The following is a 23,055-nucleotide window of genomic DNA, read 5'->3' on the forward strand; positions in this document are numbered from 1 at the left end:
GCAAGATGACGTTGCGTCGATTTGAGCGACAGAGTCTGCGTCACCTCGCCCCGCGTGCGGGCGCGTGCGGGGAGAGGTCGGAACGCATCGTCAGATGCGTTCCGGGTGAGGGGGACTCTCCGTAAACGTAGCTATCACCGTATCCGCGGAGCCCCTCACCCCAACCCTCTCCCCGTAAGAACGGGGAGAGGGGGCACTTCGGCGCCCGTTAACGATTTCTGATTCCGCACGGCCGCATTGACCGGATGCCGATGCTTACGCGTTAGGCTTACCGGCAGTTTGGCCGGCGTCCTTAACCCTTCCGCCAAGCCGTTGGATTAGGTTGTGGTGGAACAATTCGGGACGCTGGGTGAACATGCGCGCAAGTCTTGCGCTGGCGATATTGGCTGCGATGAGCTCGACGGCGCTGGCCGGCGGCGGCTTCGACATTGTCGTGCCGGTGCGGCCCGGCGTGCCGATCATCATTAACGGCGTCGACGCCTCCTACGCCGTGGTCGAAAGCGCGATGGGGCTCGCTCGCAACGAGTCGATGGTGCCGACCGTCTATGGCGGCCGCCCGATCGATCCCCAGCCGAATGTCGGCCACTATTATCCGAGCCTCGGCCGCATGCCGGGTTACGGCCGCCTCGAGATCGAGCCGCCGGCCAACCGCCGCCTGCCCAAGCCGGCCGAGAGCTACCATCAATCGTGGGGGGCGGAATCGGCTCCGCTGCCGGCACAGTCCAACGTGCCGGTCGATCCGCCGCCGGTGATCTACGCGCCGGAGTTCAACGGGCCGCGGCCGCTGCCGCGCCCGTTCCCGCGGCCACCGCGACCCCGAGGATTCTGACATCGACTGCCCGAAATCAAGAGCCCCGCGAAACGGGGGTCCTGAATAGCCATCAAGAGCTACGCGACGAACAGAGAGACCTACAGGAGAGAGTAATGCGTCAAATGATCAAAGGACTGATTGCGGCGGTGGCCGTCATGCTGAGCGCGCCCGCAATGGCGTGCGGTTTCAACCCTTGCGGCTATTCCGCGCCCGTCGTGAATTACGGCTGCGGTGGTTGCGGCGGTGGCTACTATGGCGGCTACGGCTACGGCGCCGTCGAACGTCTGCCCGACCCGGATGCCGCTTATCCCAGCGCGGCGCAGCAGTACTATTACGTCAATCAGGGACCGACCTACACCGGTCCGGGCAACTGGGCACCGCGCCCGTACTACCGCGAAGGTTACGGCCGCCCGTATTACGGCTATCGCCGCTATGGCTACCGTCACTACGGCTACCGCCATCACTACGGCTATCGTTCGCACTACGGCTATCGCTACGGCCGCTACGGCCATCCGGTGCTGCGCCGCTACTACTGATCCGATCGTCAGTTCGAGACATCAGCGCCCGTTCGCGTCACGCGAGCGGGCGTTTGTCGTGTGTGCCGAGCATGACCGGCAGCTTGGAGGTGGAAGTCCTCTATCCAACCTGATGACGGTGAAGGATTAGCGAAGCGCAAGGTATCGCGAGGTGGGGTCTGAAGGAAGCGTGGAGCAAAGCCGCGGCCCGATGGACAAAAACCGGATAACGAGGCCTACCCGGCCGGACGAGCGAGCACGTGATCGCGAAGTCCACGGTCATCAAGGGCCGGGGTGGTAAATCCGGCGGGCGTGCGGCGAAGGCGGTCGATCTTACCTCGGGAGATCTGCGCTGCGTCTCGGCAACGAGACTGAGGTCGTCGTAAGGCGATCTGACCGCAGTGCAGAAGTCAGCAGAGGGCATAGTAGGCGGAACGAGTTTCGCCGAAGGCCTGAACGCTGGAAGTGACGAGTAGATGCAGCGATATCGCATCGGCCATGCGACTGAATTCCGGGCAACTGGCCTCGGAACGGCGGGAAGGGGTGAAACCCTGACTGACGCTGATCAGAGGAGTCGAAGCTGGCGCGACGATTGTGACACCCAAACTACGGCGGCAACAGAACAACTCTTGCCGCTTAATCCAGCGAACCGCCGTATACGGACCCGTATGTACGGTGGTGTGGGAGGGGAGGGCTGCGAGGCTCCCCCCTATCCCGATTCACATCAGCCCGAGCCGGCTGGCGCCGATATAGAGCGCGAGCACACACGCGTTCGAGACGTTGAGGCTCTTGATCTCGCCGGGCATGTCGAGGCGGGCGACGACGCGGCAGGTCTCGCGCGTCAATTGCCGCAAGCCCTTGCCTTCGGCGCCGAGCACCAGCGCGAGCGGCGCTTGCAGCGCGGCCTTGCCGAGATCCTCTGTGCCCTCGCTGTCGAGGCCGACGGTCTGGAAGCCGCGCTCGTTCAACTCGTTCAGCGCGCGCGCCAGGTTCTGCACGGTGACAACAGGCACCAGCTCGAGCGCGCCGGAGGCGGACTTCGCCAGCACGCCGGTCGCCTCCGGGCTGTGACGGGCGGTGGGTGACGATCGCCTTCACCGCGAACGCCGCGGCCGAGCGCAGGATGGCGCCGACATTGTGCGGATCGGTGATCTGGTCGAGCACCAGCACGATGCCCTCCAGCGCCAGCGTGTCGATGCCGGGCGAGGGCAGGGGATCGGCCTCCGCCAGGAGGCCCTGATGCACCGCATCGGGGGTGAGGCGCCGGTCGATCTCGCTGGGTCGGACGATCTCGGGGGTGACGCGGGTCGCGATGTTTTCGTCGGCGAGGCGCTTGGCCGTGTTCTCGGTGAGGTAAAGCTTGCGGATATGGCGGTCGGGGTTGGCAAGCGCCGCCGACACGGTGTGCCAGCCGTACAGAATCACCGGCCCGTCGGAACCGGATTCGCGTTCCCGCCGGGCCGGCGGGCGGCCGAATTTCGGCCCTTTTTGGAAGGGTTTACCGCCCTTGCCTCGGAAATTGGGTTTGCGGTCGCGATCGCTCATGTGAGGCTTGTGTCACGGCTCCTGAATATTGGCAATTTTACACAGCGTTTTCGAGCGAAGTGGGGGTCCGGTTCGCGTGAAGAAAGCGCGACAAAACAAGAATCTAGCCGCAAGACTCGCTACTTTGGAACAGAGATCGCCCGAGCCTGCAAAAGTATCCCAATTAGATGGCTGGCTTGGTTGACTTTGGGGACCGCCTTCCCCCATAAACGCGCCCGACCGCGCACCCGCTTCGGGTCGGCCGGTTATCAGCGTCATTTCGATGACCGGTCCGCCGCCACTCGCGCGGCCGGTCTGATGCTGTTGGACGGGGGAGTGTCCCGAGTGGCAAAGGGAGCTGACTGTAAATCAGCCGCCTCATGGCTTCGCAGGTTCGAGTCCTGCCTCCCCCACCAGCCTTCGCTCGCTTCGCGAGCTACGGCTCGGCAGGCCGGGAAAACTCCATCGTAGCGAAGTGAGTGAAGGCTGCCACGCCATAGCCCGAAGGGCGACGGCGGGCTGTATCGGCGAGGCATGAGGCGCTTCGCGACACACGGCTCAGCAGGCCGGGAAAACTCCATCGTAGCGAAGTGAGCGAAGGCTGCCACGCCATAGCCCGAAGGGCGACGGCGGGCTGTATCGGCGAGGCATGAGTCGCTTCGCGAGCTACGGCTCGGCAGGCCGGGAAAACTCCATCGTAGCGAAGTGAGTGAAGGCTGCCACGCCATAGCCCGAAGGGCGACGGCGGGCTGTATCGGCGAGGCATGAGGCGCTTCGCGACCCACGGCTCGGCAAGCCCGGAAAACTCCATCGTAGCGACGTGAGCGAAGCTAGGCCACAGCCCGCTCATCCATTCGACACCCGCTTCTTCACCCTATCCGCGCAAACAGCTCCAGCCGCCGCCAGCGTTCCGTTGCTCGGCCCGAGAGTGCAATGGTAGATTGCGCCATTTCATGATTGAGCCGTTTCAAACGATATGAAGAAAATTTTGCACTGGGACGCTTCTGCAGGAGATGACCCGGCGCTGATGGTTGCCTGCGCTGTCTTGCTCGGGGTCTCGATCCTGGTTTCGATACCGGCATTTGTCGGTGGTGGCGGCCAGGCCGGAATCGATTTTTCATGTTTCTGGGGCGCGGGCGCGATGGCGCTCGAAGGCCATGCGGCGGCGGCCTACGATTGGGAGCAGCTGCATCAGCAACTCGTTCTCCGGCTGCAATCCCTCAATCACGCTCCGTATCCTTACGATCAGGTACCGGTTCCGTTCTTTTATCCTCCGGTGTTTTTCCTGGTTGTGGCGCCGCTGGCGCTGCTGCCGTTTCCGATCGCGTTCTGGGTCTGGAGCGCAGCGAAGCTGTCTTGCTGGCTGCTCGTCGTTCATGCCATCCGGCCGCGCTCCGCCGCGCTGCTGCTGGCACTCGCTGCTCCGCCAGTATTCTACGACTTCATTTCCGGCCAAAGCGCACTGCTCGCCGCATCGCTGCTCGGCGGCATCCTGCTGACATTGGACAGGCGTCCGCTTCTCAGTGGAATCCTGATCGCGCTGCTCATCTTCAAACCTCAGTATGGCGTGCTGCTTCCCTTCGTGCTGATCGCCACCGGACGTTGGCGCGTCGTCATCACCGCCGCTCTGGTGATTCCGGTCCTCCTGCTGCTCGCCGGGCTGATCTTCGGTTGGGATACCTTCGATGGATTCCGCGCCGCCGCCACCTTCGCCACGACGCAATTCCACCTCAGTGGCGCGCTGCCATGGTACAAACTGCAGAGTGTGTACGGGCTCTTGAGAGACGCCGGCCTTGGCTACGGTTTGGCGATGGCGGTCCACGTCGCCATCGCATCGGTAGTTGCGATCGGGGTGCTGATCATTTGGCGCAGCCATGTCAGCTTCGCCGTAAAGGCCGCGAGCCTCCTGGCGGCAACGCCGCTGATTTCTCCTTACTTCGCGATCTACGATATGCCGATCCTGGTGGTCGCGTTGCTCTTTCTCATGAACGCCAGCGCGGGCCGCCTCGCGTCGCGTTCGGGTCGAAGCGCCTTCCGGATCGCTGTCAGCGTCGTCTTCGTATTGGGATACGCTTTCCCGTTCGTGCGCACGCCTCTCGGCCCCATGATGTGCGCAACCGTGATCGCGCTGATCTGGACGAGATACCGGCAAGAGGCCGGCGAGACAGCTACAGGCGAGGGATTGCGAAAATCTGCAACCGTTGGAGGCTAGTGTCCTGATCGCGAACAGTCCGCGGCGAAGATCATCACGATCAGCCGTCCTGGTGCGCCGGCGGCGTTGCCGTGCCGGGCACAGCCTCCGCGCCAACCGGGCGCCTGGTGCCCGACGGATCGTCGCGCTTGAGCATCGAGGCCCAGGCGAAAAATGGATAGGCCAAAAGCGCCAGGTATCTCGTGGGCATCGGATGATCGACGCCGAATGCCGTCGGCTTCTGCCCTTCCGGAAGATAGAGGCTGCCGAACAGCACATCGTAGAACGAGAACAGCCCGGCGTAGTTCTTGTCCCTGGCTTCCTGCTCGCTGCTGTGGTGCCAGTGATGAAACTCCGGCGATACCAGGACGTGGCGTAGCGGGCCGTAGCCCAGGCGCAGGTTGGCGTGCGCGAGCCAGGACTGCCAGTAGTAGATCGCAAGATAGGTCCCGATCGCCTCCGCGGAGAAACCGAGCGCGAACAGCGGAAACAGCGAACCAACCTTCATGAAGGTCACGTCAAGCGGGTGCTGGTGGATCGCGGCGAGCCAGTCCAGCTCTTCGACGGCGTGATGAACGGCATGGATGCGCCACATGGCGGGCACGACATGCAGGATGCGGTGGGTCCAGTAGACGCCGAGATCCCCGATCACGATCGCGATGGGCGCCTGAGCCCAATACGGGAGATCGCTGACCGCCTGCTTGACGGCCGAGGGCAGGATCGATTGATTGACCAGCGTCGCCAGTGCGATGATCGCGGTCACGCCGACGAACACCAGCCAGCCGTTGAGAAACAGGAAGGCCATATCGGTCGAAAGACCACGCCTGAAGATCTTCTGCTGCCTCGCTGCAAAGAGTTGCTCGAACGGCACGAAGATCAGGGGCGCCAGCAAAAGCTGATATTGTTCCAATAACTCGCGCATTCAAATGGCCACATGAAATGGCGACAGCCTACCACCCCGGTCCCCGATGGCGTCAATCGGAAACCAAACCCGGGTTGTGGGAGCGTTAATCAGCATCCCCGTGCCGCTACGGGGATCACCGGTGTCCGGGAGCCGGGTTCGTCCGCATGCCCCAAGCCCACCGCGTCACTCCATCCTTGCGAACATCTCCACCAGCGTCTCGCGCAGCCAGCGTTGCGCGGGGACGGTGTCGTTGCGCTGGTGCCAGAACAGGCTGACGATGCGCGGCGGCGCCGGCAGCGGCACCGGCATGGCGTGCAGATGGGGCGCGTGGCGGGACTGGGCGCTGAGATCGCGCGGCAGCACGGCGATCAGGTCGGACTGGCGCACGATCTCGTAGGCGGCATTGTAGTGGTTGACGGTCGCGACCAGATTGCGCGACAGCCCGCGCGAGGCGAGAAACTGGTCGTAGGTCGGCAGCGTCTTGCCGGCGAGGCTGACATCGACATGCTTGGCGGCAAGGAAGCTCCGGGTGTTGAGCCGCTTCTGCCTGGCCAGCGGATGGTCCCGCCGCATCATGCAGGCATATTCGACGGTCCACAGCGAGCGGGAGCGGATCACGGCCGGCGGCTGCTGCGCCTCGTTGACATAGACGCTCAGCACGCAATCGACCCGGTTGTCCTCGAGCCGATCGCCGATCTCCAGGATGGTGTTGGGCACGGTGTGGATGCGCGCGGACGGCGCCACTTCGCTGAAGCGGTTGAGCAGCCGCGGCATCACCAGCGACGCAACGTAGTCGGACATCGACAGGATGAATTCGGCCTGGGTCTGTCGCGGATCGAAGGCGTCCTCATCGAGGGCGTGGCGGACATGTTCAAGGGCATCGCCGATCGGCTGCCACAGCGCCACGGCGCGCTGCGTCGGGCGGATCCCGCTCGAGCTGCGCACGAACAGGGGATCGCCCAGCGCGTCGCGCAGCCGCGCGAGCGCGTTGCTGACCGCGGGCTGCGTCATGGTCAGCGCGCTGGCGGCGCGCGTGACGCTGCCCTCGGTCATCAGCGCCTCGAAGACTTTCAGCAGGTTGAGGTCGAGCGTGCGGAAGGACACGAGCAATATTCACAAGAGTGATGTGCTAGATAACGATTATAAATTATTCGGATAATATTGGTTTGTCTATCATTCCCCGGCTGCCCCTGTGGCGCGTGCCGCTGCGGGGCGAGGGGAACTTTCATGTCGATGATCTCGGCGCGCATCGAGCGCCTGCCGTTCGCGCGGTTCCACGTGCACCTGCTGCTGATGGGCGGCCTCGGCTATCTCTTTGACGCGATGGATGCCGCGGTGCTGGCGTTCATCCTGCCGGTGCTGCGCACCGCCTGGGGGCTGACCAATGTCGAGACCGGCGTGCTCGGCAGCAGCACCTTCGTCGGTTATCTGTTCGGCGCGCTGCTCGCGGGGACGCTGGGCGACCTGATCGGCCGCCGCGCGGTGATGATGTCGGCGCTCGCGCTCTACAGCGCGGCCTCGCTGGTCAGCGCGGCGGTGGATAGCTGGCCGGCGTTCTTTGCCGCCCGCGTCGTCGCCGGCATGGGCACCGGCGCGGAGAGCGCGATCATCGCGCCGTACCTCGCCGAGTTCGTGGCGCGGCGTTACCGCGGCGCCTTCACCGGCACGCTGGCGGGCTTCTTCTCGTTCGGCTTCGTCGCCGCCGCCTTGCTCGGCTATTTCATCGTGCCCGCCTATGAGAACGGCTGGCGCATCGTGCTCGTCATCACGGCTATACCGGTCGTGATGCTGCTGTGGTGGCGGAGATCGCTGCCGGAATCGCCGCGCTGGCTGGAAAGCCGGGGCAGGGCGAAGGAGGCCGAAGCGGTGCTCGACAGGATCGAGGCCGGCTTCGCGCGCGAGGGCCGCGCGCTGCCGCCGGCGGTAGCCGAGCCAGCCGCGCCAGTCGCCTCGTCGGGAACGCTGGTGAGCAATTTTGCCGCGCTGCTCGCCGGCCGGCAGGCGCGCATCACCACCATGACCTGGATCATGTGGCTGTCGATCACCTTCAGCTACTATTCCTTCTTCGTCTGGATTCCCGGCCTCTTGGTGCAGAACGGCATGAGCATCACCAAGAGTTTTGGCTATTCGCTCGCGATGTATTGTGCGCAGGTGCCGGGCTATTTCACCGCCGCCATTTTCAATGAGCGGATCGGACGGCAGGCGACGATTGCGACCTATATGCTGCTCGGCGGCGTCAGCGCGCTCGGGCTCGCCTTTGCCAAGAGCGATGCGGAGATCATGGCGGCCGGCCTGCTGCTGTCGTTCTTCATGAACGGCACCTATGCGGGCGTCTATGCCTACACGGCCGAAGTGTTTCCGACATCGATCCGGACCACGGGTGCCGGGCTTGCCTCCGCGATCGGCCGCATCGGCGCGATCGTGGCGCCGATCCTGGTCGGCTACCTCTACCCGAATTTCGGCTTTGCCGGCGTGTTCGGCGTCACCACGTCCGTCCTCCTGATTGGCGCGCTGACCGTGGTGCTGATGGGCGTGCCGACGCGCGGCCGGTCGCTGGAAGACATCGCAAGCGAAGCCGCGTGATCGCGGCGCCTGGGAGATCATCATGGCTACGACCCTCTTCAAGAATGCCGCGCTGCTCGATCCGCTGCGGTCCGATCTGCTTGAAGGCCACCACGTGTTGGTGGAGGACCGCCTGATCAAGGAGGTGTCGGACCGGCCGATCGAGGCTTCCGCCGATCGGGTCATCGACCTCAAGGGCAAGACGCTGATGCCCGGCCTGATCGACCTGCATGTGCATGCGGTCGCGGTCGAGCTCGATTTGTCGCAGCAGGCGCGGATGGCCAACGTGCTGGTGACGCTGCGCTCGACCATGCTGTTGCGCGGCATGCTGAAGCGCGGCTTCACCACCGTGCGCGATGCCGGCGGCGCCGGCTATGCGCTGAAGCAGGCGATCGACACCGGTCTCACTGATGGCCCGCGGCTGTTCGTCTCCGGCCGCGCGCTCAGCCAGACCGGCGGCCACGGCGACGGGCGCGCCCGCTCGGACTATCTTGCCGACCCGACCTGCTCCTGCTGCGTGCGGGTCGGCGCCATCGCGCGCGTCGTCGACGGCGTCGATGCGGTGCGCAAGGCGGTGCGCGAGGAGCTGCAGATGGGCGCCGACCAGATCAAGATCATGGCGTCCGGCGGCGTTGCGTCGCCGACCGATCCGATCGGCGCCTACGGCTATTCCGAGGACGAGATCCGCGCCATCGTCGCGGAGGCGAGAGCGCGGCACACCTATGTGCTGGCGCATGCCTACACGGCGGAGGCGATCGAGCGGGCAATACGCTGCGGCGTGCGCACCATCGAGCACGGCAATCTGATCGACCTTCCGACCGCGCGGTTGATGGCCGAGCAGGGCGCCTATGTGGTGCCGACCCTGGTCACCTATGAGGCGCTGGCCAATGAGGGCGCGAAGTACGGCCTGCCGGCGGCGAGCGTCGCCAAGATCGCCGACGTTCGCGACGCCGGGCTGCGCTCGCTCGCGATCTACCGCGAGGCCGGGGTCAAGATGGGATTTGGCACCGATCTGCTCGGACCGTCGCAGCGGCTGCAGAGCGACGAGTTCCGGATCCGCGCCGAGCTGATCGGCCCGCAGGCAGTGATCGCCAGCGCGACCATCATCGGCGCCGAGGTGCTCGGCATGGAAGGCAAGCTCGGCCGCATCGCGCCGGAGGCGTTCGCCGACCTGCTGGTAGTCGAGGGCAACCCGCTGCGCGACGTGGGTTGCCTGCTCGGCCAAGGCGAGCACATCCCGCTGGTGATGAAGGCCGGCAAGGCCGAGGTCGACCGGCTGGACGGGTAGGGCGGGAAGGGGGTAGGCTGAATCGATACGATTTCTGAATAATGGAATCGTACCGCTGATTTGCCCGACGAGTCAAGTTGCGGTGTCGCCGGATGTCAGTAGCTCGTGATCTGTCGCCTGTTTGTAGCTCGTGAAGTGTCGTGTTTTCGGTGCTCCGGAACAAGGGGGGCACGATGGGCACGGCATCCATTCACGAGGGTGTACGACGGATGCGGTTTTCAGATTTGCTGGATCGGACGGAGGCGAAGGAACTGACGCAGGAGGCAGCATCGGAGGTTCTTGGGATCAGTGTTCGGACGTTTCAACGCTGGGCGGAGCGCTATGAGGCGGAGGGCGACGACGGGCTTGTCGACCGCCGGCTGGGGCGTCGTTCGCCACGGCGGGCGCCGGAGGAGGAGCTGGAACGGATGCTTGCGCTGTACCGGGACAAGTACGCGGACTTCACGGTGAAGCACTTCCACGAGCAGATGCAAAAGCGGCACGACTATGTGCTGGGCTATACGGTGACGAAGCTGGCGCTGCACGCGGCGGGGCTGGTGCGGAAGGCTCCGAAGCGTTCGGCGCACCGCAAGAAGCGGCCGCGGCGGCCGCTTCGGGGCATGCTGCTGCACCAGGACGGATCGCGCCACGTTTGGATCGAAGGCCTGCCCGCGAGGGACCTGATCGTCACGATGGACGATGCGACCAGCGAGATCTACTCGATGGTGCTGGTCGAGGAAGAAGGAACGGCCTCGACCTTCCAGGCCTTGCGCGAAGTGATTGGCGAGCATGGCCTGTTCTGCGCGCTCTACACCGACCGCGGCAGCCATTATTTCCTGACCCCAAAAGCTGGCGAGAAGGTCTCGAAGACGCAACAAACCCAGGTGGGACGGGCTTTGTCGCATCTTGGGATCGAGCATATCGCAGCCTATTCGCCGCAGGCGCGCGGGCGTTCCGAGCGGGTGTTCGGCACCTTGCAGGATCGGCTGCCGAAGGAGCTGCGGCTTGCCGGGATCACGACGGTTGAGGCTGCCAACGCGTGGCTGAAGGCGCATTACATCCCCGGGCACAACGCCGCGTTTGCGATCAAGCCCGAACAGGAAGGCACGGCATTCGTGGCCGATCGGCATGAGGCCTGGCGCGAGGCGCTGTGCGTGATCGAGGAGCGAACCGTCGCCAACGATAATACCGTTGCATGGAACGGTCGGCGGCTGCAGCTGCCGCAGAGCCGGCTCAGGCCTCACTTCGTCAAGGCTGTGGTGCGGCTCCATGAGTATCCCGATGGCACCGTCAGCGTGTTCCTTGGACCGCATCGGTTGGCGATGTTTAGCGCCAACGGACAGCAGATCAGCCCCGACGCGCTTCAGCCTGGCGGCGTGCTCGGAGCCGTCAAGGACAAGCCCTGGCGGGCGCGCAAGCGCGCGTCCTTGACCGCTCCTGCGCGCGCCGCCGTCGAGAAAGCGCGGGTCGGGACGGAGAAACGGGCTTCAAGTCGAACAAAGAAACTCACCCACAGGGCTAAAACCGCCACAACAGCCGTGGCATGATCAATCAGGGAAAGCCGTCCCCGCCTTCCGGCTCCCCTGCAAATCAGAAACGAAGGCGACAGATCACGAGCTACAAAAACACGACATCTTCACCCGCTACGGACAGTTGCGGTGTCGCCGGACAGTTGCCGTGTCCGCCGGCACCTTTGCATGGGGTTGTTCTCGATATTTTGGCAGTGCGTCCGTCCTCACCACACCACGCGCAGTGCAGGACAGGGCGGGCATTCCTGACCACCGGTACGCCCGATCACGTTACCGCTGGTGGCGTTGACGTTGCCGGGCAGAAGCACGACATATCGCGTGCCGATCCCACCTGCCGCTCCGGAGCAAGCCATGAACGCCCCCACCATCGAGTCCGTCACGCCGCAGTCTGGCGGCGACGTGGTGGCCTGGCTGACCAACGAGACCCGCGACGAGCGCTTCATCGACAATATCTTCGCCGAGCTTTGCATCCGGTTGCAGGGCAGGGGCATCCCGCTCAAGCGGGCGACGATGAATCTGCTGATCCAGCATCCGCAATGGCTCGGCGCCCGGATCATCTGGGGCGACGGCAAGCGCGAGGCCGAGATCACGCGGGTCGACTACGAGGTCAGGGAGCGCTCGGAATATATCGGCAGCCCGGTCTACGAAATCCACCAGGGCGCTGGCGAAGTGCGCGAGCGGCTCGAACGGGCGCCTGGCCGCACGCATGCGCTCTTTGACGAGATGCGCGCGCAAGGCCTGACCGACTATGTGGCGTGGCCGCTGCTGCATACGCTCGGCAAGCGGCATGTCGTGACCTTCGCGACCGACCGGTCCGGCGGTTTCGATGACGCTGACATCGCCGAGCTGCGCAAGGTGCTGCCGGTGCTGGCGCTGGTCAGCGAAATCCGGATGAAGAACCGCCTGGCGCGGACGCTGCTCGAGACCTATGTCGGCACCCATGCTGGCGAGATGATCCTGGCGGGTGCGACGCGGCGGGGCAGCGGCACCACGGTCCGCGCCGCGATCATGATCTGCGACCTCAGGGACTTCACCCGGATCTCGGACTCCTGGCCGCGCGACGATGTCATCGATCTCCTCAACGACTATTTCGACGCGATGTCGGAGCCGATTGCGCGGCACGGCGGGGAAATCCTGAAATTCATCGGCGACGGTCTGCTTGCGATTTTCCCGCTCAGCGATCCCAGGGCCTGCGCCAACCTGCTGCACGCGGTGTCCGAGGCGCGGCAGGCGATGGCGGCGCTGAGCGAAAAGAACAGCATGATGGGCCGGGCGCCGATGAATTACGGCATCGGCGTCCATGTCGGCGACGTCATGTACGGCAATATCGGATCGCGCAGCCGGCTCGACTTCACGGTGATCGGCCCCGCGGTGAACATGGCCTCGCGGCTCGAGGCTCTGACCAAGCAGTTGGGACGAAACGTGCTGCTGTCGCGCGCCTTCGCCGATCTGGTCTCGCACGATATCGCGCTCGAGCATGTCGGCGAGCATTTGGTGCGCGGTTTCAGCGAGCCGATCGAGCTGTTTGCCTATCGGGGCTGAGGCTCGATTGGCCAGCGTGACGTGCGGCGCACGCACCCGGCTAAGACGGCCCAATATCCAAAGGCTCCTGCCGTTAAGGAGATCGGCCGGACAGGTTTACTGTCGGCGCGCGCAACAATTGCTGCTCGGCATAGTTGGCCAGACGGTCGTACTCTTCGGCGATCTTCAGAAGATTCGCGCGTGAGTTTTGGTATCTGAACAACTCCGCCTTGGCACGTGTCTTGGCGGCTCGATCCCGCCAATAGCCGGCGTTGGTCATGACGTTCTCGACCATGGTGCTTCCCCCTTTCTCAGGGATTGCCCATAGACCAACGTCGCCGCGACAAGTCCGCTCCCCGAGGAACCCGGAACTGGCGTTCACGCATGAAGAGTCACTGAAACATTCCGTTTGTTCCAGACGAAATTTATTCAAGCTGGATTCACACGTGTTGTTTTCCGGAACGCCGGATAGCGTGAATCTTCGAATGCTGGGCAGGCTTTTTCATTAAGGAAATTTTTCAAGGCCCAGAGGGTCCGCCCTGATTATCGACACCGGCGGTTCGCCGTGAGCATGGGAATAGGGACGGCCCCGGCAACGCGAGATGCCGGGGCCGTTTTCCCTTGGTGCCGGGAATTCAGATCGAGGTGATCTTCTGCGCCGGCGCAGCGCGCTCGACGAAGCCCTTGGCGAGGGCGTGATAGACGCCTTCCTTGCAGATCAGGCGCGAGCTCGCGTGCGCAATCAGGGCCGCGGTCATCAAGGGCACGACCATCGCGTGATTGTCGGTCATCTCGGTGACGATCACGAAGGCGGTGATCGGTGCCTGAACTACGCCGGCGAAATAGGAGACCATGCCGAGCAGCATGATGGCCGACAGCGGCGCGCCGTGAAACAGCGGCGCGATGTTGGAGCCGAGCCCGGCACCGACCGCGAGCGAGGGCGCGAAGATGCCGCCCGGCATGCCGCTGATCGAGGCGAACGTGGTCGCGAGGAATTTCCAGACGCTGAAGCTCGCCGGCAATTGTGCGCCGGCTTCGAGCGCGGATTTGACCTGCTGATATCCCGTGCCATAGATCGCACCGTCGGACGCAATCCCGCAAATCGCAGCCGCTAATCCGCAGATTGCGGCAAAACCGACTGGATAACGCTTGATCGCGCTTCCGACCGGAGTGGCAAACCCGCGTGCCATTGTGATCAGGATGCGACTGAACAGGCCGCCCGCAAGACCTCCGGCAATGCCGCAGAGCGGGACCGCGAGCCAGTCGGTGCCGTTGCGCAGGGCCGTCGCGCTGGTGCCGAAATACGTATAGTTGCCCATCAGCGCGAGCGAGGTCAGGCCGGCGGCGATCACCGCGCCGATGATCAGGCTGCTGGTTCTCGTCTCGAAGGCACGGCTCATTTCCTCGATGCCGAACACGATCCCGGCCAGCGGGGTGTTGAAGGCGGCCGCGACACCTGCGGCCGCGCCGGCAAGGATCAGGCCGGGTTGGCGCCGCGGCGAGAAGCGGCCGAGCGCAAACATGATCGAGGCGCCGATCTGCACCGTCGGTCCCTCGCGCCCGACCGACGCGCCACACAACAGGCCAAACAGCGTCAGCAGGATCTTGCCGGCCGCAACGCGCAGCGAGACCAGGCTTTCGCGCGCGGTCTGATCGGTCAGATGGCGTGCGGCGATCGCCTGCGGGATTCCGCTGCCTTGCGCGTTCTGAAAGAAGCGGTTGGTCAGAAACACCGACAGCGCGAACCCGGCCGGCGTCAGCACCAGCGAGGCATAACGGAAACGGGATACCACCGCGCCGAACGCGATCTGCGCCAGATCGGCGAGCTGTGCCAGCGCGACGGCCGCCGCGCCGACCGCAATGCCGCCCAGCAAAAACAGGGCGCGGCGCTGCCAACGCGCGGAGACCAGTCTGAACAGCCGCCTCTGGCGGTTGGAGGGGAAGGTCATTCTGACGAGTTCTGGCTCATGTCGTGGTCCGATATGCAGCGGATCACGTCATTCCTAGCACGCGTCGGCGGTATGCGAAGCTGAAGAAATCAGCACGGTGTGCCGGCGCAGCCGCCAAACTCCAGGGCCGAAATCCGCGATACCGCCTGAGGCCTCACTTTTCGGCGATCTCCAGGAGGCTCGCGCGTGAGTTTTGCTGTCTCAACGACTCCGCCTTGGCGCGTACTTTCCCCCCGTGACGCATGATTGAGGGACGCGGAAAATCTGGCACAAACTGCACTTTGCGCGGCTTCCGCTGCGGCGTATTTTGATCGCCCCATTGAAGGGCGCATGTCATGTCCGAAGTGATTGTTCGAGCGGGCATCGTCGTATTGGGACTTTGCCCAATCGCAATGGTTGCCGTTGCTCTGTTCATTTGATGGAAGCTCACCTGGCCCGACTGCGCCAACCGGGCCGGTAGACGGCCCCAGCGCCTGCCCTCCCAGGCCCCCATAGGTTGCTGGGGCCACTCAACAAGGAGGCCGCCGGTTGGCGGCCTCGTTCTTTGCCTGGTACCGATTTGGGTGCGTCACCGGGATCATTGCCGCGCGAAGACATGGGCACTGAATCGAAAAGGGCCGTCGCATCGGCGGCCCTTTTCTGCCGGTCATAATAGGTCTGTAAAAACTCAGCCGTGAAAAAATGCTCTGCAAAGAACGGTAACGCCGGCAGGGTTGGTATTACGACCGTCCTATCTGTCCAGAAATCCGGATCAGTACGGTGTTCCTGCGGTGGAACTCTTGGTCTGCGGATGCGTATCCGACGATCATGATGGGGCACCAGAGAGGGGGCCGCACCCATCAGGACATTCGCCTTGGGGAATCAGGACATCCCATGTCGCCGCGCTTCGCCAAGCATCATGTTGAGCATCGAGATGTGCTCGGCCGTGAGCTGCCGCTGCATGAGGCTCACGGCCCATCCTTCCGGGATCGCGTCCAGGCGCGCCGTCCAGGAACCGACGCGGCGGAGCATGATTGTCACAGGTTCGGTGCTGTCCCTGCCGGCAGTGTCTGGACGATCAAGGTAAACTCGCGGCCCCAGCTTGTACCCCCTCGCTGGGGCCGTTTCTTTGGGGTGGAAGCGCGGCGCTTTCAAGCAGCGATGACCCCGCCGCTATCTCCGGCGGCGCTGCTTTCTCGGAAACAGCCGGTCGCGGATGTAGCGCGAGGTCGGTGTCAGGCGAAGGCCCCGCGGCTTCTGCCAGGCGGCGCGGTCGATCTCCTTCTTGTCGCCGATCGCCAGTCGGCCCTTGGCGTTCTTGGCGATGAAGATCGCGTCGCTCATCCTGCGGCCAGAACGCTTGTTCCTGGCCGTCACTTCCTTCCACAGGCTAAGCCTGCCGAGCTTGAGCTTCGGCAGCTCCTCCTTGATCTCGCGCTTGAGGCAATCCTTCCCGGTTTCTCGCGCGCGCCTGCGCCCGCCGGGAAACATCCACAGCCCGTCAGATCGGCGTCTAACCAGTAGAACCTTGCCGCGCTTCGCGGCTACCAGCTTGGAGGACTTGGGCATTGGAGTACTTGGGCATTTGCTGCGCAATGATCGAAATAGAATCAACCCATTTTAACTTGTCTATTTGTGTAGACAAGTTCGATGCCACATTGTTCCACAGTCGTATGTCGGCTGTTTGTCTTTGACGGCTGCGATCTTCGCTGCGCGCGGTCGGCCGCGGCTTCTTGATCTCGCTTGATGTCCGGTACCTCACGTTGAATTCGTGAAAGCTGTTACGGCCGGTGACTGCAACTCACCCGGGTGCGTCGTGATAACGATGCCCATGGCGGGCAGCTTTCACTGCTTGACTTGATGTTCTTGTTTTGTTCTAATTGCCCTCCACCGGGAATTGGAGGACGCCATGGACAACCGCATCAGCGAAATTCGCAGGCAGATCAGGGCGCTGCGCGTCAGCATGCTCGAGGCCGAAGCCATCATGCGCCAGCAGATCAACCGCGATGAGGACTGCGCCTTCGTCGCCGGGGACCTCTTGAGGATGCGGCTGGTCATGAGCCGCCTGGTCGAGGAGCGGGAGGTCCTGGGCGACCGCGATCCGATCATCGTGCATGCGAGCGTTGCACCGCGCCGTCGCGCCGCGACGTCAGCCTTCATTCGCCCGGCGAAGCGGGAGCTGGCCGCCGGCGAAGCGCGTGCATGACCGAGTGCTCGGGACGCGGCGGCTGCGCGCCGAGCTGCAAGACGTGATGTGCCGGAGGAAAAGATGAGAGAGCCGCTTCGGTATTTCCACGACAGCGATGACCACGCGCCCTGGATCAAGGCGCTGGCCGAGGTCCGGCACATGGCGACGCGGGAAGGCTGGTGCTTTCACCACGTGCAGGCGATCATCGTGGCGATCGACCAGTATGCGGAGGCCGCGCTCGGCAATCGCGAGTTCTTCCTCAACCGGCCGCAGACCGTCGGTCCAGTGAGAAGAGGCGACGTGCCTTAACATGCTGACCGGCAGGCACGCGTGTTCGACGTCGCGGCAGCTCGACGCGCTGTCCGCGGCGGCGAAAAGCCTCGCTCAGGAAGTGCCGACTATTTCGCGTAGCCTTGACTGCTGCAGTACCACCAGGATTCGGCGGGCGATGCGCCATGCTCGATCACGTATTTCCGGCAGGCTTCGTAGTTGACCGCATACCGCTTCCCGCACGGTACTGCAGAGATGCCGAAATTGCTGGTCGAGCATGTGGATGCGGCGTGGCTCGTCGACATCGACAGGACGCCGATAAAGGGCAGGACCGCTAGAAGTGACAGGGTCTTCATCATAGCCATCGCCTCCCAAGTTGGAGGACAGCGGGGCCGCCGTCCCCGCCGAGAACCTACTACATCGCACGCCGTTCACCACCGGATTTCGCGGGTCTCATGCGCGATCCGCATCGTCACGCACGCCGTGTTCGTCGTCATGCCCGGCGCGTGACGCCTTCCGGGCGCAGGGGCCAAATGTCCCGGCCTGCCTGAGGCGGGCGGGATGGCCAATCCGCTGCCAGCGACATATCGTGACGGTCCGAGGCCGAATCTGAGGCGGGCCGTTCATCGCCGGGTCATGTCCATCCGGCCATCGTCAGCGCCGCGCCCGCGAGGGCGGCGGCATATTTGCGGAGGAGGTTTCGGATGATCAGGGGCTGGCAGGTTGCGACGTCGGCGCTCGCCATCGTCGTGATGGTTGCAACGCTGGGGGCTGAGGCGAACGCGGCGCAGTGCGGCAACGGGCCCGGCGGGTTCGAAGCCTGGAAGCAGCAGTTCTCGGGCGAGGCGAGCGCCAAGGGCATCGACGCCACCGCGATCGCCGCGCTGATGCAGACCCATTATGCCAGTGCGACGATTGCCGCGGATCGCGGCCAGCGCAGCTTCGGCCTGTCGCTCGAGCAGTTCATGGCCAAGCGGGGATCTGCGACCATCGTGGCGCGCGGCCGATCGCTGAAGCAGTCGCAGGCGGCGCTGTTCGCCTCGATCCAGCAGCGCTATGGCGTGCCGCCGGGACCGTTGATCGCGATCTGGGGCATGGAGAGCGGTTTTGGCAGCCAGCGCGGCAACCAGAACATGCTGTCCTCGATCGCGACGCTTGCCTATGACTGCCGCCGTCCGGAGTTCTTCACCGACCAGCTCTATGCAGCGCTGAAGCTCGTCGACCGCGGCACGTTGTCCGGAAGCACGCGCGGCTCGATGCATGGCGAGATCGGCCAGACCCAGTTCATGCCGAAGAACGTCCTCGCCTACGGCACCGGCAATCTCGACGTCGCGGCCAACGCGCTGAGCTCGACGGCGAACTTCCTGCGCGCCCATGGCTGGCGCGCCGGCGCCGGCTATCAGCCCGGGGAACCCAACTTCGCCGCGATCGAGGCGTGGAACGCGGCAGGCGTCTACCAGAAGGCGATCGCCATCATGGGACGGCAGATCGACGGCCAATGAGCGCAGGCGCGAGTTCCTTCATCGCCTGTTAACGCAACGGTGCCCAGATCGTGCGCTGTGAAACGGAGCAGATGGAGACCGGCTCCATGCTCAAGAACGGCACCTACGCGGCGTGGTTTCGAACGTCGCTTGCGGACGGCACCGGCATCGTGCACGTCGCCGATGGCAGGCTGTGGGGCAGCGACGCGGTCATGCTCTACAGCGGCACCTATGAGGTCGACGGTGAGCGCTTCTCCGCGGTGCTCACCACGCAGCGGCACTCCAGGGACGGCACGACCGTGTTCGGCACCGACGACCTCGTGGTGCGGCTCGAGGGCATCTGGACCGGCGCGATCGCGACCTGCACGGGCAGGGCGGATGCCGTGCCCGATCTCGCCTTCGAGGTGACGCTGATTCCGAGCCAGGAGGTGGCACCCGAGCCGCCGCCGGATCTGCCGCTGCCGAAGTTCGACCCGAGCAAACTCCCGAAGCTGCCGAAGCGCTCCAGCCGCTAAGGCATGATCCGGAAACGTGCGAAGCGGTTTTCCCTCGCGACAAGCGCCAAAGCCGTTTGCGCGGGGACACGCGCTACGCGTCCCGCGGGCCCGCGGTCTCCGGAAATGGCGCGCCGGGGATGTAGAGCTTCAGCGCGCGGATCTCGTAGACCGCCGACGGGTTGACGCTGCGCAGGTCGCGCGCCGCGGCGATCGCCTCCGCCTCATCGGTGCAATCGATCACGTAGAAGCCGAGCAATTGCTCCTTGGTTTCGGAGAACGGCCCGTCGATCACCATGCCGTGGCCGGGCCCACGCAGCGTGCTGGCATTGCGGGTATCGCCGAGCCGCGCAGCCGGGCCGAGCTTGCCCTTCAGCCGTTGATGGACCTCGCGCAGACCCGTCATCACGGCAGCGTCCTCCTCGGCGTTCCACGATTTGACCTCGGCTTCGACGTGATAGGCCAGGATGGCATAAAGCATCTGATGTGCTCCTTATTTCTGATGCGACTGGCCCAAGGACGTCCCGCGGCGATCCGAGCCGACATTTCATCTGTAGCGGATCGGACGGTCTCTGTGTTGCGACAAGGTATCCCGCCGTCCGGCATGGCGGCGGCGAATCGCACAGGCCAAGACAGCAAAAAGGCGCGGCGGATGAGCTTCCGCCGCGCCCCCGATTTTGATGTCTCGCTGGTCCAGGGCTGAGAGCGCCCCGATGCCAGGCTGATTGCTCAGGGCCTAGCGGGCGATCCCAGCGAGGTGACAGCGCTTGAGACAAGACACTAGATCACCTCCTTTCTTTGTTGATGGGACTTCGAATATAGGTGCCGAATCCGCCGCTGTTAAGGCCGCCTCCGGCCCGGCCGCGCCGGAAAACCGGCCGGATTGCGGCGAAATGGTTTCGTTTACCGGAGAACAGAACGCACGCCGGGGCAGTTGAGGCCGCCGCCCGGCCGTGTTAGGTGAACCCGAGATGCGGGTGTAGCTCAATGGTAGAGCAGCAGCCTTCCAAGCTGAATACGAGGGTTCGATTCCCTTCACCCGCTCCAATAATTTCAGGCACTTATCGGAATATTTGATTTCCATTCCGACAAGAGCGCAGGAATCCATTCCGACAAACGTTCACTTTCCGGCCGCCTGCTTGCGCCGCTTCATCTGTGCGTCCAGCTTGGCCTCGTCGTCATGATGAAGGTCGTGCGCCATCGCTTTGGTCGATGACCATTGGCCGTTCTTCATCAGTCGCGTTCTTGTGGGGCCGGACGTGCTCGCCTCGGTGGTCCCGCCATGCCGGCCAAACGACGTGAAGGTCAGCTCAGGGCGCAAGCCCGCAGCCGGAAAGATCTTCTTCGAAATGCGCTCCACTTGAGTCGGCATTCGCCCTTGCTGCTCAACGACACCAAGCGAAATCAACTGCCTCGCAAGGCCAATTTCCGCTATCTTGCTCGCTCAACCGGACACGATCCCGGATGGATATGCCCGGCGCGATGGACCGGGCGAGATCCGTCGGTGGATTAGGGGTGGGGGGAGCCATGCCGAGCTTCGTTCAGTTCCTGCAGAATTCGGGTGTGTACGCTGCGCAAAATTTCATGATCGTTCCTCGGGGAGGCTTCAACCTGGTCTGCCTCCGCGACAGCAAGGACGTTGGCCTGTCGTATGATCGCAATCGACTCCTGGTCGAGGATGTGCGGCTCGATGACGTCGAACGCGTCGCTCAGGAATACATCAAGACTCGCTTCAGGGAGCAAAAAGGACAGGAGCGCGACGACCAGTTGCTGCGTTTGCGTACAGCGCTGTATGCCACCGCACGGCCGGCCGGCCCTGCGCGCGGCCTCAAGGTCTCGCCCAAGGATAAAGGCATTCCCGAGCTTAAAGCCGTACGCGGCAGCACAAGCATCAAGTTGGATGTCGCCATTCTGCCGCGCAAGGATTTCACGATCGCGTTCAAATTCCTCAAGCACCTCGATCAATCCGGCAATCTGATCAACGCCACGAAATGGACGCCGGACGACGTGCCCTGGTTCCTCACCAAGCTGAACTGGACGTTCGGGGCTCAGGCAAATATCTTCTTCACCCCGGCAGAGGCGACTTGGATGACGGTCCGGAAAGCCCTGGGGCCAAAAATCTCGCGGGATGTTTTCCGCAAGGAGATCGTCCCGTTCAAGGTGCGCGGCGCCGATCTCACGTGCTTTCTCGTCGGCGACTATGACGCAATGGATAACGAGGCGGCTGGAGAGTATCTGCCCGACGAGCAGGTCTTCGTGGTTGTCGATCAGGGCAATCCACCCGTGTTCGACTATGGCGAGGCGTTCGTTGGCGTCATGGCGCACGAGGTCGGTCACTTCCTGCACCACAAGCGGAACATTCCCGGCAGTGGGCACCATAATCGAAGCGGCATTTTGCTTTCCAGCGGCATGGAAAGCTTGTCCCTGGACAAGCAACTCGTCACCGACCTCAACGCGTGGTGAAAGCGCTTGTTCTCCACTCACGCTTTGGCAGCAATGTACCCGTAATAATTCATAAGGAAGTCCCCAATCGAGAGAGGCTTCTGAGCGCCACCCTTGCCCGGATGCGGGATCAAGTAATCTCCTTTGCCCCATGTGAAGATCGTTGTCGTCACGTTTCCGTTCGACACTTGTATCCTGTCACGCAAGACGACCCAGTGCCGCGTCAACACCGAGCCTTCATCCGACTGGTCGTCATATTCGATCATGTTGGCGCTTATGAACAGGCATACGCGGTATCCACTGGCGAGCAGGGCGTTGGCTTCGTTGACGCTGTCGATGCCTTTGCTGAATTTCAGATTGGTCTCCTCGCGCACGTCCTGGTATCCGGCCTTGCGGAACCATTGCTCCATTTCGCTCGGCAAGGTGATCCCCGCGACGTCGCTTATTCTGCCGGTGTCGTCAAAATCGAGGAACCAATTTTCGGAGTCGCGAATGGAGGCGCAAGTCAGCCAATCGACGTGGTCCAGCGAATAGGGCGGCGTGTAGTTTTTCACGTCCTTTCCCGGCTTGATCAGCAGGCGGCCGAGGTTCGCCTGCCCCTTCTGATACAGATCGATGGCGAACCGCGCATATTGCCCCGGCTTGTCGGATGCGTAGCTGAACATCAGCGCGGAGGGGCCGCACATGCTCGCTTGATCCTGATCTATGAGGCTCGGCTTCGCAATTCGCCTGAGAATGCCGATCCCGACGCGGTGCGGGTCGAGCTTCGGAAAGAATGTGGTCCTCGTGTTCTTGAGGAAATCGCAGACCATCTCCGCGGCGAGCTTCTTTTGATCCGAGTTGAGGTCGTACGGTCCAATCCCGAGCCACTTCTTCTTTTCGTCGCCGACGAAGAGCGTGATGAGCTTCTTCGAAGTCGGAGAAAGCGTTCTGGAGGTGTTTGCAATAGTGGTCAGGTCGTCCAGCTCGAATGCGGTGACCATGCCGTCCGTGACGGTCGCCCTGATAATGTCAACGACTTCCCCGTAGTCCAGCTTGGAATCGTCGAGCAGACCCTTGCGAAGTGCGGCATCGACGGATGGCGTCGCGATCCCGTCCCATTGACCCTTGGGAGGAGGAGGCTTGGCGGCTGCCTTGGTCGCGAAATCAACGAGCCGAGTGAATGTTGGCCCACCAGGCCGGATATAGCCGTCCGGCGTGCCCGGGAAGTTCTTTTTCTGGAAATACAGGATCGAGTTGTAGAGGCTGTCGCTGGCGTGACCCGTCACGACCATTTGCGGTTTGAGCGTGGTCTCGGCTCCTCCGTCGGAAATGGCGATCTTGTTGAGCAGCGAGATGACCAGTTCCTGGTCCTGCTTCCAGTTCTGGCAGCTGCGACCCGTGGCGGCAAACCGTCCTACTTTGTCTTTCAATTGCGGCATGAGCAAT

The 23,055-nt window shown here is 63.5% G+C and carries 23 protein-coding genes, 2 tRNA genes and 1 pseudogene; 14 read left to right on the top strand and 12 right to left on the bottom strand.

What is annotated here, in order from left to right; all coding sequences use genetic code 11:
• Positions 1-355 precede the first annotated feature (355 nt).
• Both ACVWZM_RS36770 and ACVWZM_RS36775 read left to right on the top strand, forming a co-directional pair.
• Complete coding sequence (locus ACVWZM_RS36770) at positions 356-829, top strand: hypothetical protein (RefSeq protein WP_057019618.1); 474 nt, start codon at positions 356-358, stop codon at positions 827-829.
• Between the two features lie 95 nt (positions 830-924).
• Positions 925-1,347, top strand: coding sequence for a hypothetical protein (locus ACVWZM_RS36775; RefSeq protein WP_194295396.1), 423 nt, complete (start codon positions 925-927; stop codon positions 1,345-1,347).
• 698 nt (positions 1,348-2,045) lie between these two features.
• On the opposite strand, the pseudogene rlmB reads toward ACVWZM_RS36775, so the two are convergent.
• Positions 2,046-2,871: pseudogene (gene rlmB, locus ACVWZM_RS36780) on the bottom strand (23S rRNA (guanosine(2251)-2'-O)-methyltransferase RlmB).
• Between the two features lie 309 nt (positions 2,872-3,180).
• Between rlmB and ACVWZM_RS36785 the strand changes: the two are divergent.
• Together ACVWZM_RS36785 and ACVWZM_RS36790 are read left to right on the top strand one after the other, a co-directional pair.
• Positions 3,181-3,266 (top strand) — tRNA-Tyr (locus tag ACVWZM_RS36785).
• A 725-nt stretch (positions 3,267-3,991) separates the two neighbouring features.
• Positions 3,992-5,062: a glycosyltransferase family 87 protein gene (locus ACVWZM_RS36790; protein WP_229189346.1), complete on the top strand. Its 1,071-nt coding sequence runs from the start codon at positions 3,992-3,994 to the stop codon at positions 5,060-5,062.
• Between the two features lie 40 nt (positions 5,063-5,102).
• Here the strand turns inward: ACVWZM_RS36790 and ACVWZM_RS36795 are convergent, their stop codons facing one another.
• Complete coding sequence (locus tag ACVWZM_RS36795) at positions 5,103-5,963, bottom strand: sterol desaturase family protein (RefSeq protein ID WP_456855820.1); 861 nt, start codon at positions 5,961-5,963, stop codon at positions 5,103-5,105.
• Between the two features lie 165 nt (positions 5,964-6,128).
• Positions 6,129-7,055: a LysR family transcriptional regulator gene (locus ACVWZM_RS36800; protein WP_057019614.1), complete on the bottom strand. Its 927-nt coding sequence runs from the start codon at positions 7,053-7,055 to the stop codon at positions 6,129-6,131.
• 117 nt (positions 7,056-7,172) lie between these two features.
• Here ACVWZM_RS36800 and ACVWZM_RS36805 point away from each other — a divergent pair, with 117 nt between their 5' ends.
• The 3 genes from ACVWZM_RS36805 to ACVWZM_RS36815 all read left to right on the top strand — a co-directional run bounded on the left by ACVWZM_RS36805 (position 7,173) and on the right by ACVWZM_RS36815 (position 11,321).
• Positions 7,173-8,528: an MFS transporter gene (locus ACVWZM_RS36805; RefSeq protein WP_253639555.1), complete on the top strand. Its 1,356-nt coding sequence runs from the start codon at positions 7,173-7,175 to the stop codon at positions 8,526-8,528.
• 22 nt (positions 8,529-8,550) lie between these two features.
• A complete protein-coding gene (locus ACVWZM_RS36810) occupies positions 8,551-9,795 on the top strand; it encodes a metal-dependent hydrolase family protein (protein ID WP_253639556.1) in 1,245 nt (414 codons plus the stop codon).
• 209 nt (positions 9,796-10,004) lie between these two features.
• Entirely contained in the window at positions 10,005-11,321 is a 1,317-nt protein-coding gene (locus ACVWZM_RS36815; RefSeq protein WP_310885236.1) for an ISNCY family transposase, read from the top strand.
• A gap of 188 nt (positions 11,322-11,509) precedes the next feature.
• Here the strand turns inward: ACVWZM_RS36815 and ACVWZM_RS36820 are convergent, their stop codons facing one another.
• On the bottom strand, positions 11,510-11,656 hold the full coding sequence (locus tag ACVWZM_RS36820; RefSeq protein WP_253639557.1) for a hypothetical protein: 147 nt from the start codon (positions 11,654-11,656) through the stop codon (positions 11,510-11,512).
• Between ACVWZM_RS36820 and ACVWZM_RS36825 the strand changes: the two genes are divergently transcribed.
• Entirely contained in the window at positions 11,655-12,845 is a 1,191-nt protein-coding gene (locus ACVWZM_RS36825; protein WP_253639558.1) for an adenylate/guanylate cyclase domain-containing protein, read from the top strand. The two genes, ACVWZM_RS36820 and ACVWZM_RS36825, sit on opposite strands and share 2 nt — an antisense overlap.
• Before the next feature lie 73 nt (positions 12,846-12,918).
• Here ACVWZM_RS36825 and ACVWZM_RS36830 read toward each other — a convergent pair whose 3' ends face one another.
• The 4 genes from ACVWZM_RS36830 to ACVWZM_RS36845 all read right to left on the bottom strand — a co-directional run bounded on the left by ACVWZM_RS36830 (position 12,919) and on the right by ACVWZM_RS36845 (position 16,321).
• On the bottom strand, positions 12,919-13,119 hold the full coding sequence (locus ACVWZM_RS36830) for a hypothetical protein (protein ID WP_456855821.1): 201 nt from the start codon (positions 13,117-13,119) through the stop codon (positions 12,919-12,921).
• Positions 13,120-13,459: 340 nt separating this feature from the next.
• Entirely contained in the window at positions 13,460-14,773 is a 1,314-nt protein-coding gene (locus tag ACVWZM_RS36835) for a chloride channel protein (protein WP_456855822.1), read from the bottom strand.
• An 861-nt stretch (positions 14,774-15,634) separates the two neighbouring features.
• Positions 15,635-15,784: a hypothetical protein gene (locus ACVWZM_RS36840; protein WP_158074226.1), complete on the bottom strand. Its 150-nt coding sequence runs from the start codon at positions 15,782-15,784 to the stop codon at positions 15,635-15,637.
• A gap of 141 nt (positions 15,785-15,925) precedes the next feature.
• On the bottom strand, positions 15,926-16,321 hold the full coding sequence (locus tag ACVWZM_RS36845) for an NUDIX hydrolase (RefSeq protein ID WP_026192922.1): 396 nt from the start codon (positions 16,319-16,321) through the stop codon (positions 15,926-15,928).
• A gap of 340 nt (positions 16,322-16,661) precedes the next feature.
• On the opposite strand from ACVWZM_RS36845, the gene ACVWZM_RS36850 reads away from it, so the two are divergent.
• Positions 16,662-16,958 (top strand): hypothetical protein, encoded by a 297-nt coding sequence (locus ACVWZM_RS36850; RefSeq protein WP_456855823.1) that lies wholly within the window; start codon positions 16,662-16,664, stop codon positions 16,956-16,958.
• A gap of 63 nt (positions 16,959-17,021) precedes the next feature.
• Positions 17,022-17,249 carry a hypothetical protein gene (locus ACVWZM_RS36855; RefSeq protein WP_016843397.1) on the top strand — a complete coding sequence of 76 codons (228 nt, stop codon included), beginning with the start codon at positions 17,022-17,024 and terminating at the stop codon, positions 17,247-17,249.
• Between the two features lie 89 nt (positions 17,250-17,338).
• Here ACVWZM_RS36855 and ACVWZM_RS36860 read toward each other — a convergent pair whose 3' ends face one another.
• Complete coding sequence (locus ACVWZM_RS36860) at positions 17,339-17,569, bottom strand: hypothetical protein (protein ID WP_253639562.1); 231 nt, start codon at positions 17,567-17,569, stop codon at positions 17,339-17,341.
• 345 nt (positions 17,570-17,914) lie between these two features.
• Between ACVWZM_RS36860 and ACVWZM_RS36865 the strand changes: the two genes are divergently transcribed.
• Positions 17,915-18,712, top strand: coding sequence for a lytic murein transglycosylase (locus ACVWZM_RS36865; RefSeq protein ID WP_456855824.1), 798 nt, complete (start codon positions 17,915-17,917; stop codon positions 18,710-18,712).
• Positions 18,713-18,798: 86 nt separating this feature from the next.
• On the top strand, positions 18,799-19,206 hold the full coding sequence (locus tag ACVWZM_RS36870; protein WP_026192921.1) for a hypothetical protein: 408 nt from the start codon (positions 18,799-18,801) through the stop codon (positions 19,204-19,206).
• 73 nt (positions 19,207-19,279) lie between these two features.
• On the opposite strand, the gene ACVWZM_RS36875 is transcribed toward ACVWZM_RS36870, so the two are convergent.
• Positions 19,280-19,666, bottom strand: coding sequence for a YciI family protein (locus tag ACVWZM_RS36875; protein WP_076831500.1), 387 nt, complete (start codon positions 19,664-19,666; stop codon positions 19,280-19,282).
• Between the two features lie 492 nt (positions 19,667-20,158).
• On the opposite strand from ACVWZM_RS36875, the gene ACVWZM_RS36880 reads away from it, so the two are divergent.
• A tRNA-Gly gene (locus tag ACVWZM_RS36880) sits at positions 20,159-20,232 on the top strand.
• Between the two features lie 73 nt (positions 20,233-20,305).
• On the opposite strand, the gene ACVWZM_RS36885 is transcribed toward ACVWZM_RS36880, so the two are convergent.
• Entirely contained in the window at positions 20,306-20,557 is a 252-nt protein-coding gene (locus ACVWZM_RS36885) for a hypothetical protein (RefSeq protein ID WP_456855825.1), read from the bottom strand.
• A gap of 92 nt (positions 20,558-20,649) precedes the next feature.
• Between ACVWZM_RS36885 and ACVWZM_RS36890 the strand changes: the two genes are divergently transcribed.
• Entirely contained in the window at positions 20,650-21,648 is a 999-nt protein-coding gene (locus ACVWZM_RS36890) for a hypothetical protein (protein WP_456855826.1), read from the top strand.
• Between the two features lie 17 nt (positions 21,649-21,665).
• Here ACVWZM_RS36890 and ACVWZM_RS36895 read toward each other — a convergent pair whose 3' ends face one another.
• On the bottom strand, positions 21,666-23,048 hold the full coding sequence (locus ACVWZM_RS36895; protein ID WP_456855827.1) for a hypothetical protein: 1,383 nt from the start codon (positions 23,046-23,048) through the stop codon (positions 21,666-21,668).
• Positions 23,049-23,055 lie beyond the last annotated feature (7 nt).

The sequence above is a fragment of the Bradyrhizobium sp. USDA 4501 genome (genome assembly GCF_054062115.1).

Bases quoted from the DNA above. Each gene is read 5' to 3' on its own strand.
- ACVWZM_RS36770 (WP_057019618.1), top strand. From the start codon at position 356: ATGCGCGCAAGTCTTGCGCTGGCGATATTGGCTGCGATGAGCTCGACG.
- ACVWZM_RS36775 (WP_194295396.1), top strand. From the start codon at position 925: ATGCGTCAAATGATCAAAGGACTGATTGCGGCGGTGGCCGTCATGCTG.
- ACVWZM_RS36790 (WP_229189346.1), top strand. From the start codon at position 3,992: ATGGCGCTCGAAGGCCATGCGGCGGCGGCCTACGATTGGGAGCAGCTG.
- ACVWZM_RS36795 (WP_456855820.1), bottom strand. From the start codon at position 5,963: ATGCGCGAGTTATTGGAACAATATCAGCTTTTGCTGGCGCCCCTGATC.
- ACVWZM_RS36805 (WP_253639555.1), top strand. From the start codon at position 7,173: ATGTCGATGATCTCGGCGCGCATCGAGCGCCTGCCGTTCGCGCGGTTC.
- ACVWZM_RS36810 (WP_253639556.1), top strand. From the start codon at position 8,551: ATGGCTACGACCCTCTTCAAGAATGCCGCGCTGCTCGATCCGCTGCGG.
- ACVWZM_RS36815 (WP_310885236.1), top strand. From the start codon at position 10,005: ATGCGGTTTTCAGATTTGCTGGATCGGACGGAGGCGAAGGAACTGACG.
- ACVWZM_RS36825 (WP_253639558.1), top strand. From the start codon at position 11,655: ATGAACGCCCCCACCATCGAGTCCGTCACGCCGCAGTCTGGCGGCGAC.
- ACVWZM_RS36820 (WP_253639557.1), bottom strand. From the start codon at position 11,656: ATGGCTTGCTCCGGAGCGGCAGGTGGGATCGGCACGCGATATGTCGTG.
- ACVWZM_RS36830 (WP_456855821.1), bottom strand. From the start codon at position 13,119: ATGGTCGAGAACGTCATGACCAACGCCGGCTATTGGCGGGATCGAGCC.
- ACVWZM_RS36835 (WP_456855822.1), bottom strand. From the start codon at position 14,773: ATGACCTTCCCCTCCAACCGCCAGAGGCGGCTGTTCAGACTGGTCTCC.
- ACVWZM_RS36840 (WP_158074226.1), bottom strand. From the start codon at position 15,784: ATGCTCCGCCGCGTCGGTTCCTGGACGGCGCGCCTGGACGCGATCCCG.
- ACVWZM_RS36845 (WP_026192922.1), bottom strand. From the start codon at position 16,321: ATGCCCAAGTCCTCCAAGCTGGTAGCCGCGAAGCGCGGCAAGGTTCTA.
- ACVWZM_RS36850 (WP_456855823.1), top strand. From the start codon at position 16,662: ATGGACAACCGCATCAGCGAAATTCGCAGGCAGATCAGGGCGCTGCGC.
- ACVWZM_RS36855 (WP_016843397.1), top strand. From the start codon at position 17,022: ATGAGAGAGCCGCTTCGGTATTTCCACGACAGCGATGACCACGCGCCC.
- ACVWZM_RS36860 (WP_253639562.1), bottom strand. From the start codon at position 17,569: ATGATGAAGACCCTGTCACTTCTAGCGGTCCTGCCCTTTATCGGCGTC.
- ACVWZM_RS36865 (WP_456855824.1), top strand. From the start codon at position 17,915: ATGATCAGGGGCTGGCAGGTTGCGACGTCGGCGCTCGCCATCGTCGTG.
- ACVWZM_RS36870 (WP_026192921.1), top strand. From the start codon at position 18,799: ATGCTCAAGAACGGCACCTACGCGGCGTGGTTTCGAACGTCGCTTGCG.
- ACVWZM_RS36875 (WP_076831500.1), bottom strand. From the start codon at position 19,666: ATGCTTTATGCCATCCTGGCCTATCACGTCGAAGCCGAGGTCAAATCG.
- ACVWZM_RS36885 (WP_456855825.1), bottom strand. From the start codon at position 20,557: ATGCCGACTCAAGTGGAGCGCATTTCGAAGAAGATCTTTCCGGCTGCG.
- ACVWZM_RS36890 (WP_456855826.1), top strand. From the start codon at position 20,650: ATGGATATGCCCGGCGCGATGGACCGGGCGAGATCCGTCGGTGGATTA.
- ACVWZM_RS36895 (WP_456855827.1), bottom strand. From the start codon at position 23,048: ATGCCGCAATTGAAAGACAAAGTAGGACGGTTTGCCGCCACGGGTCGC.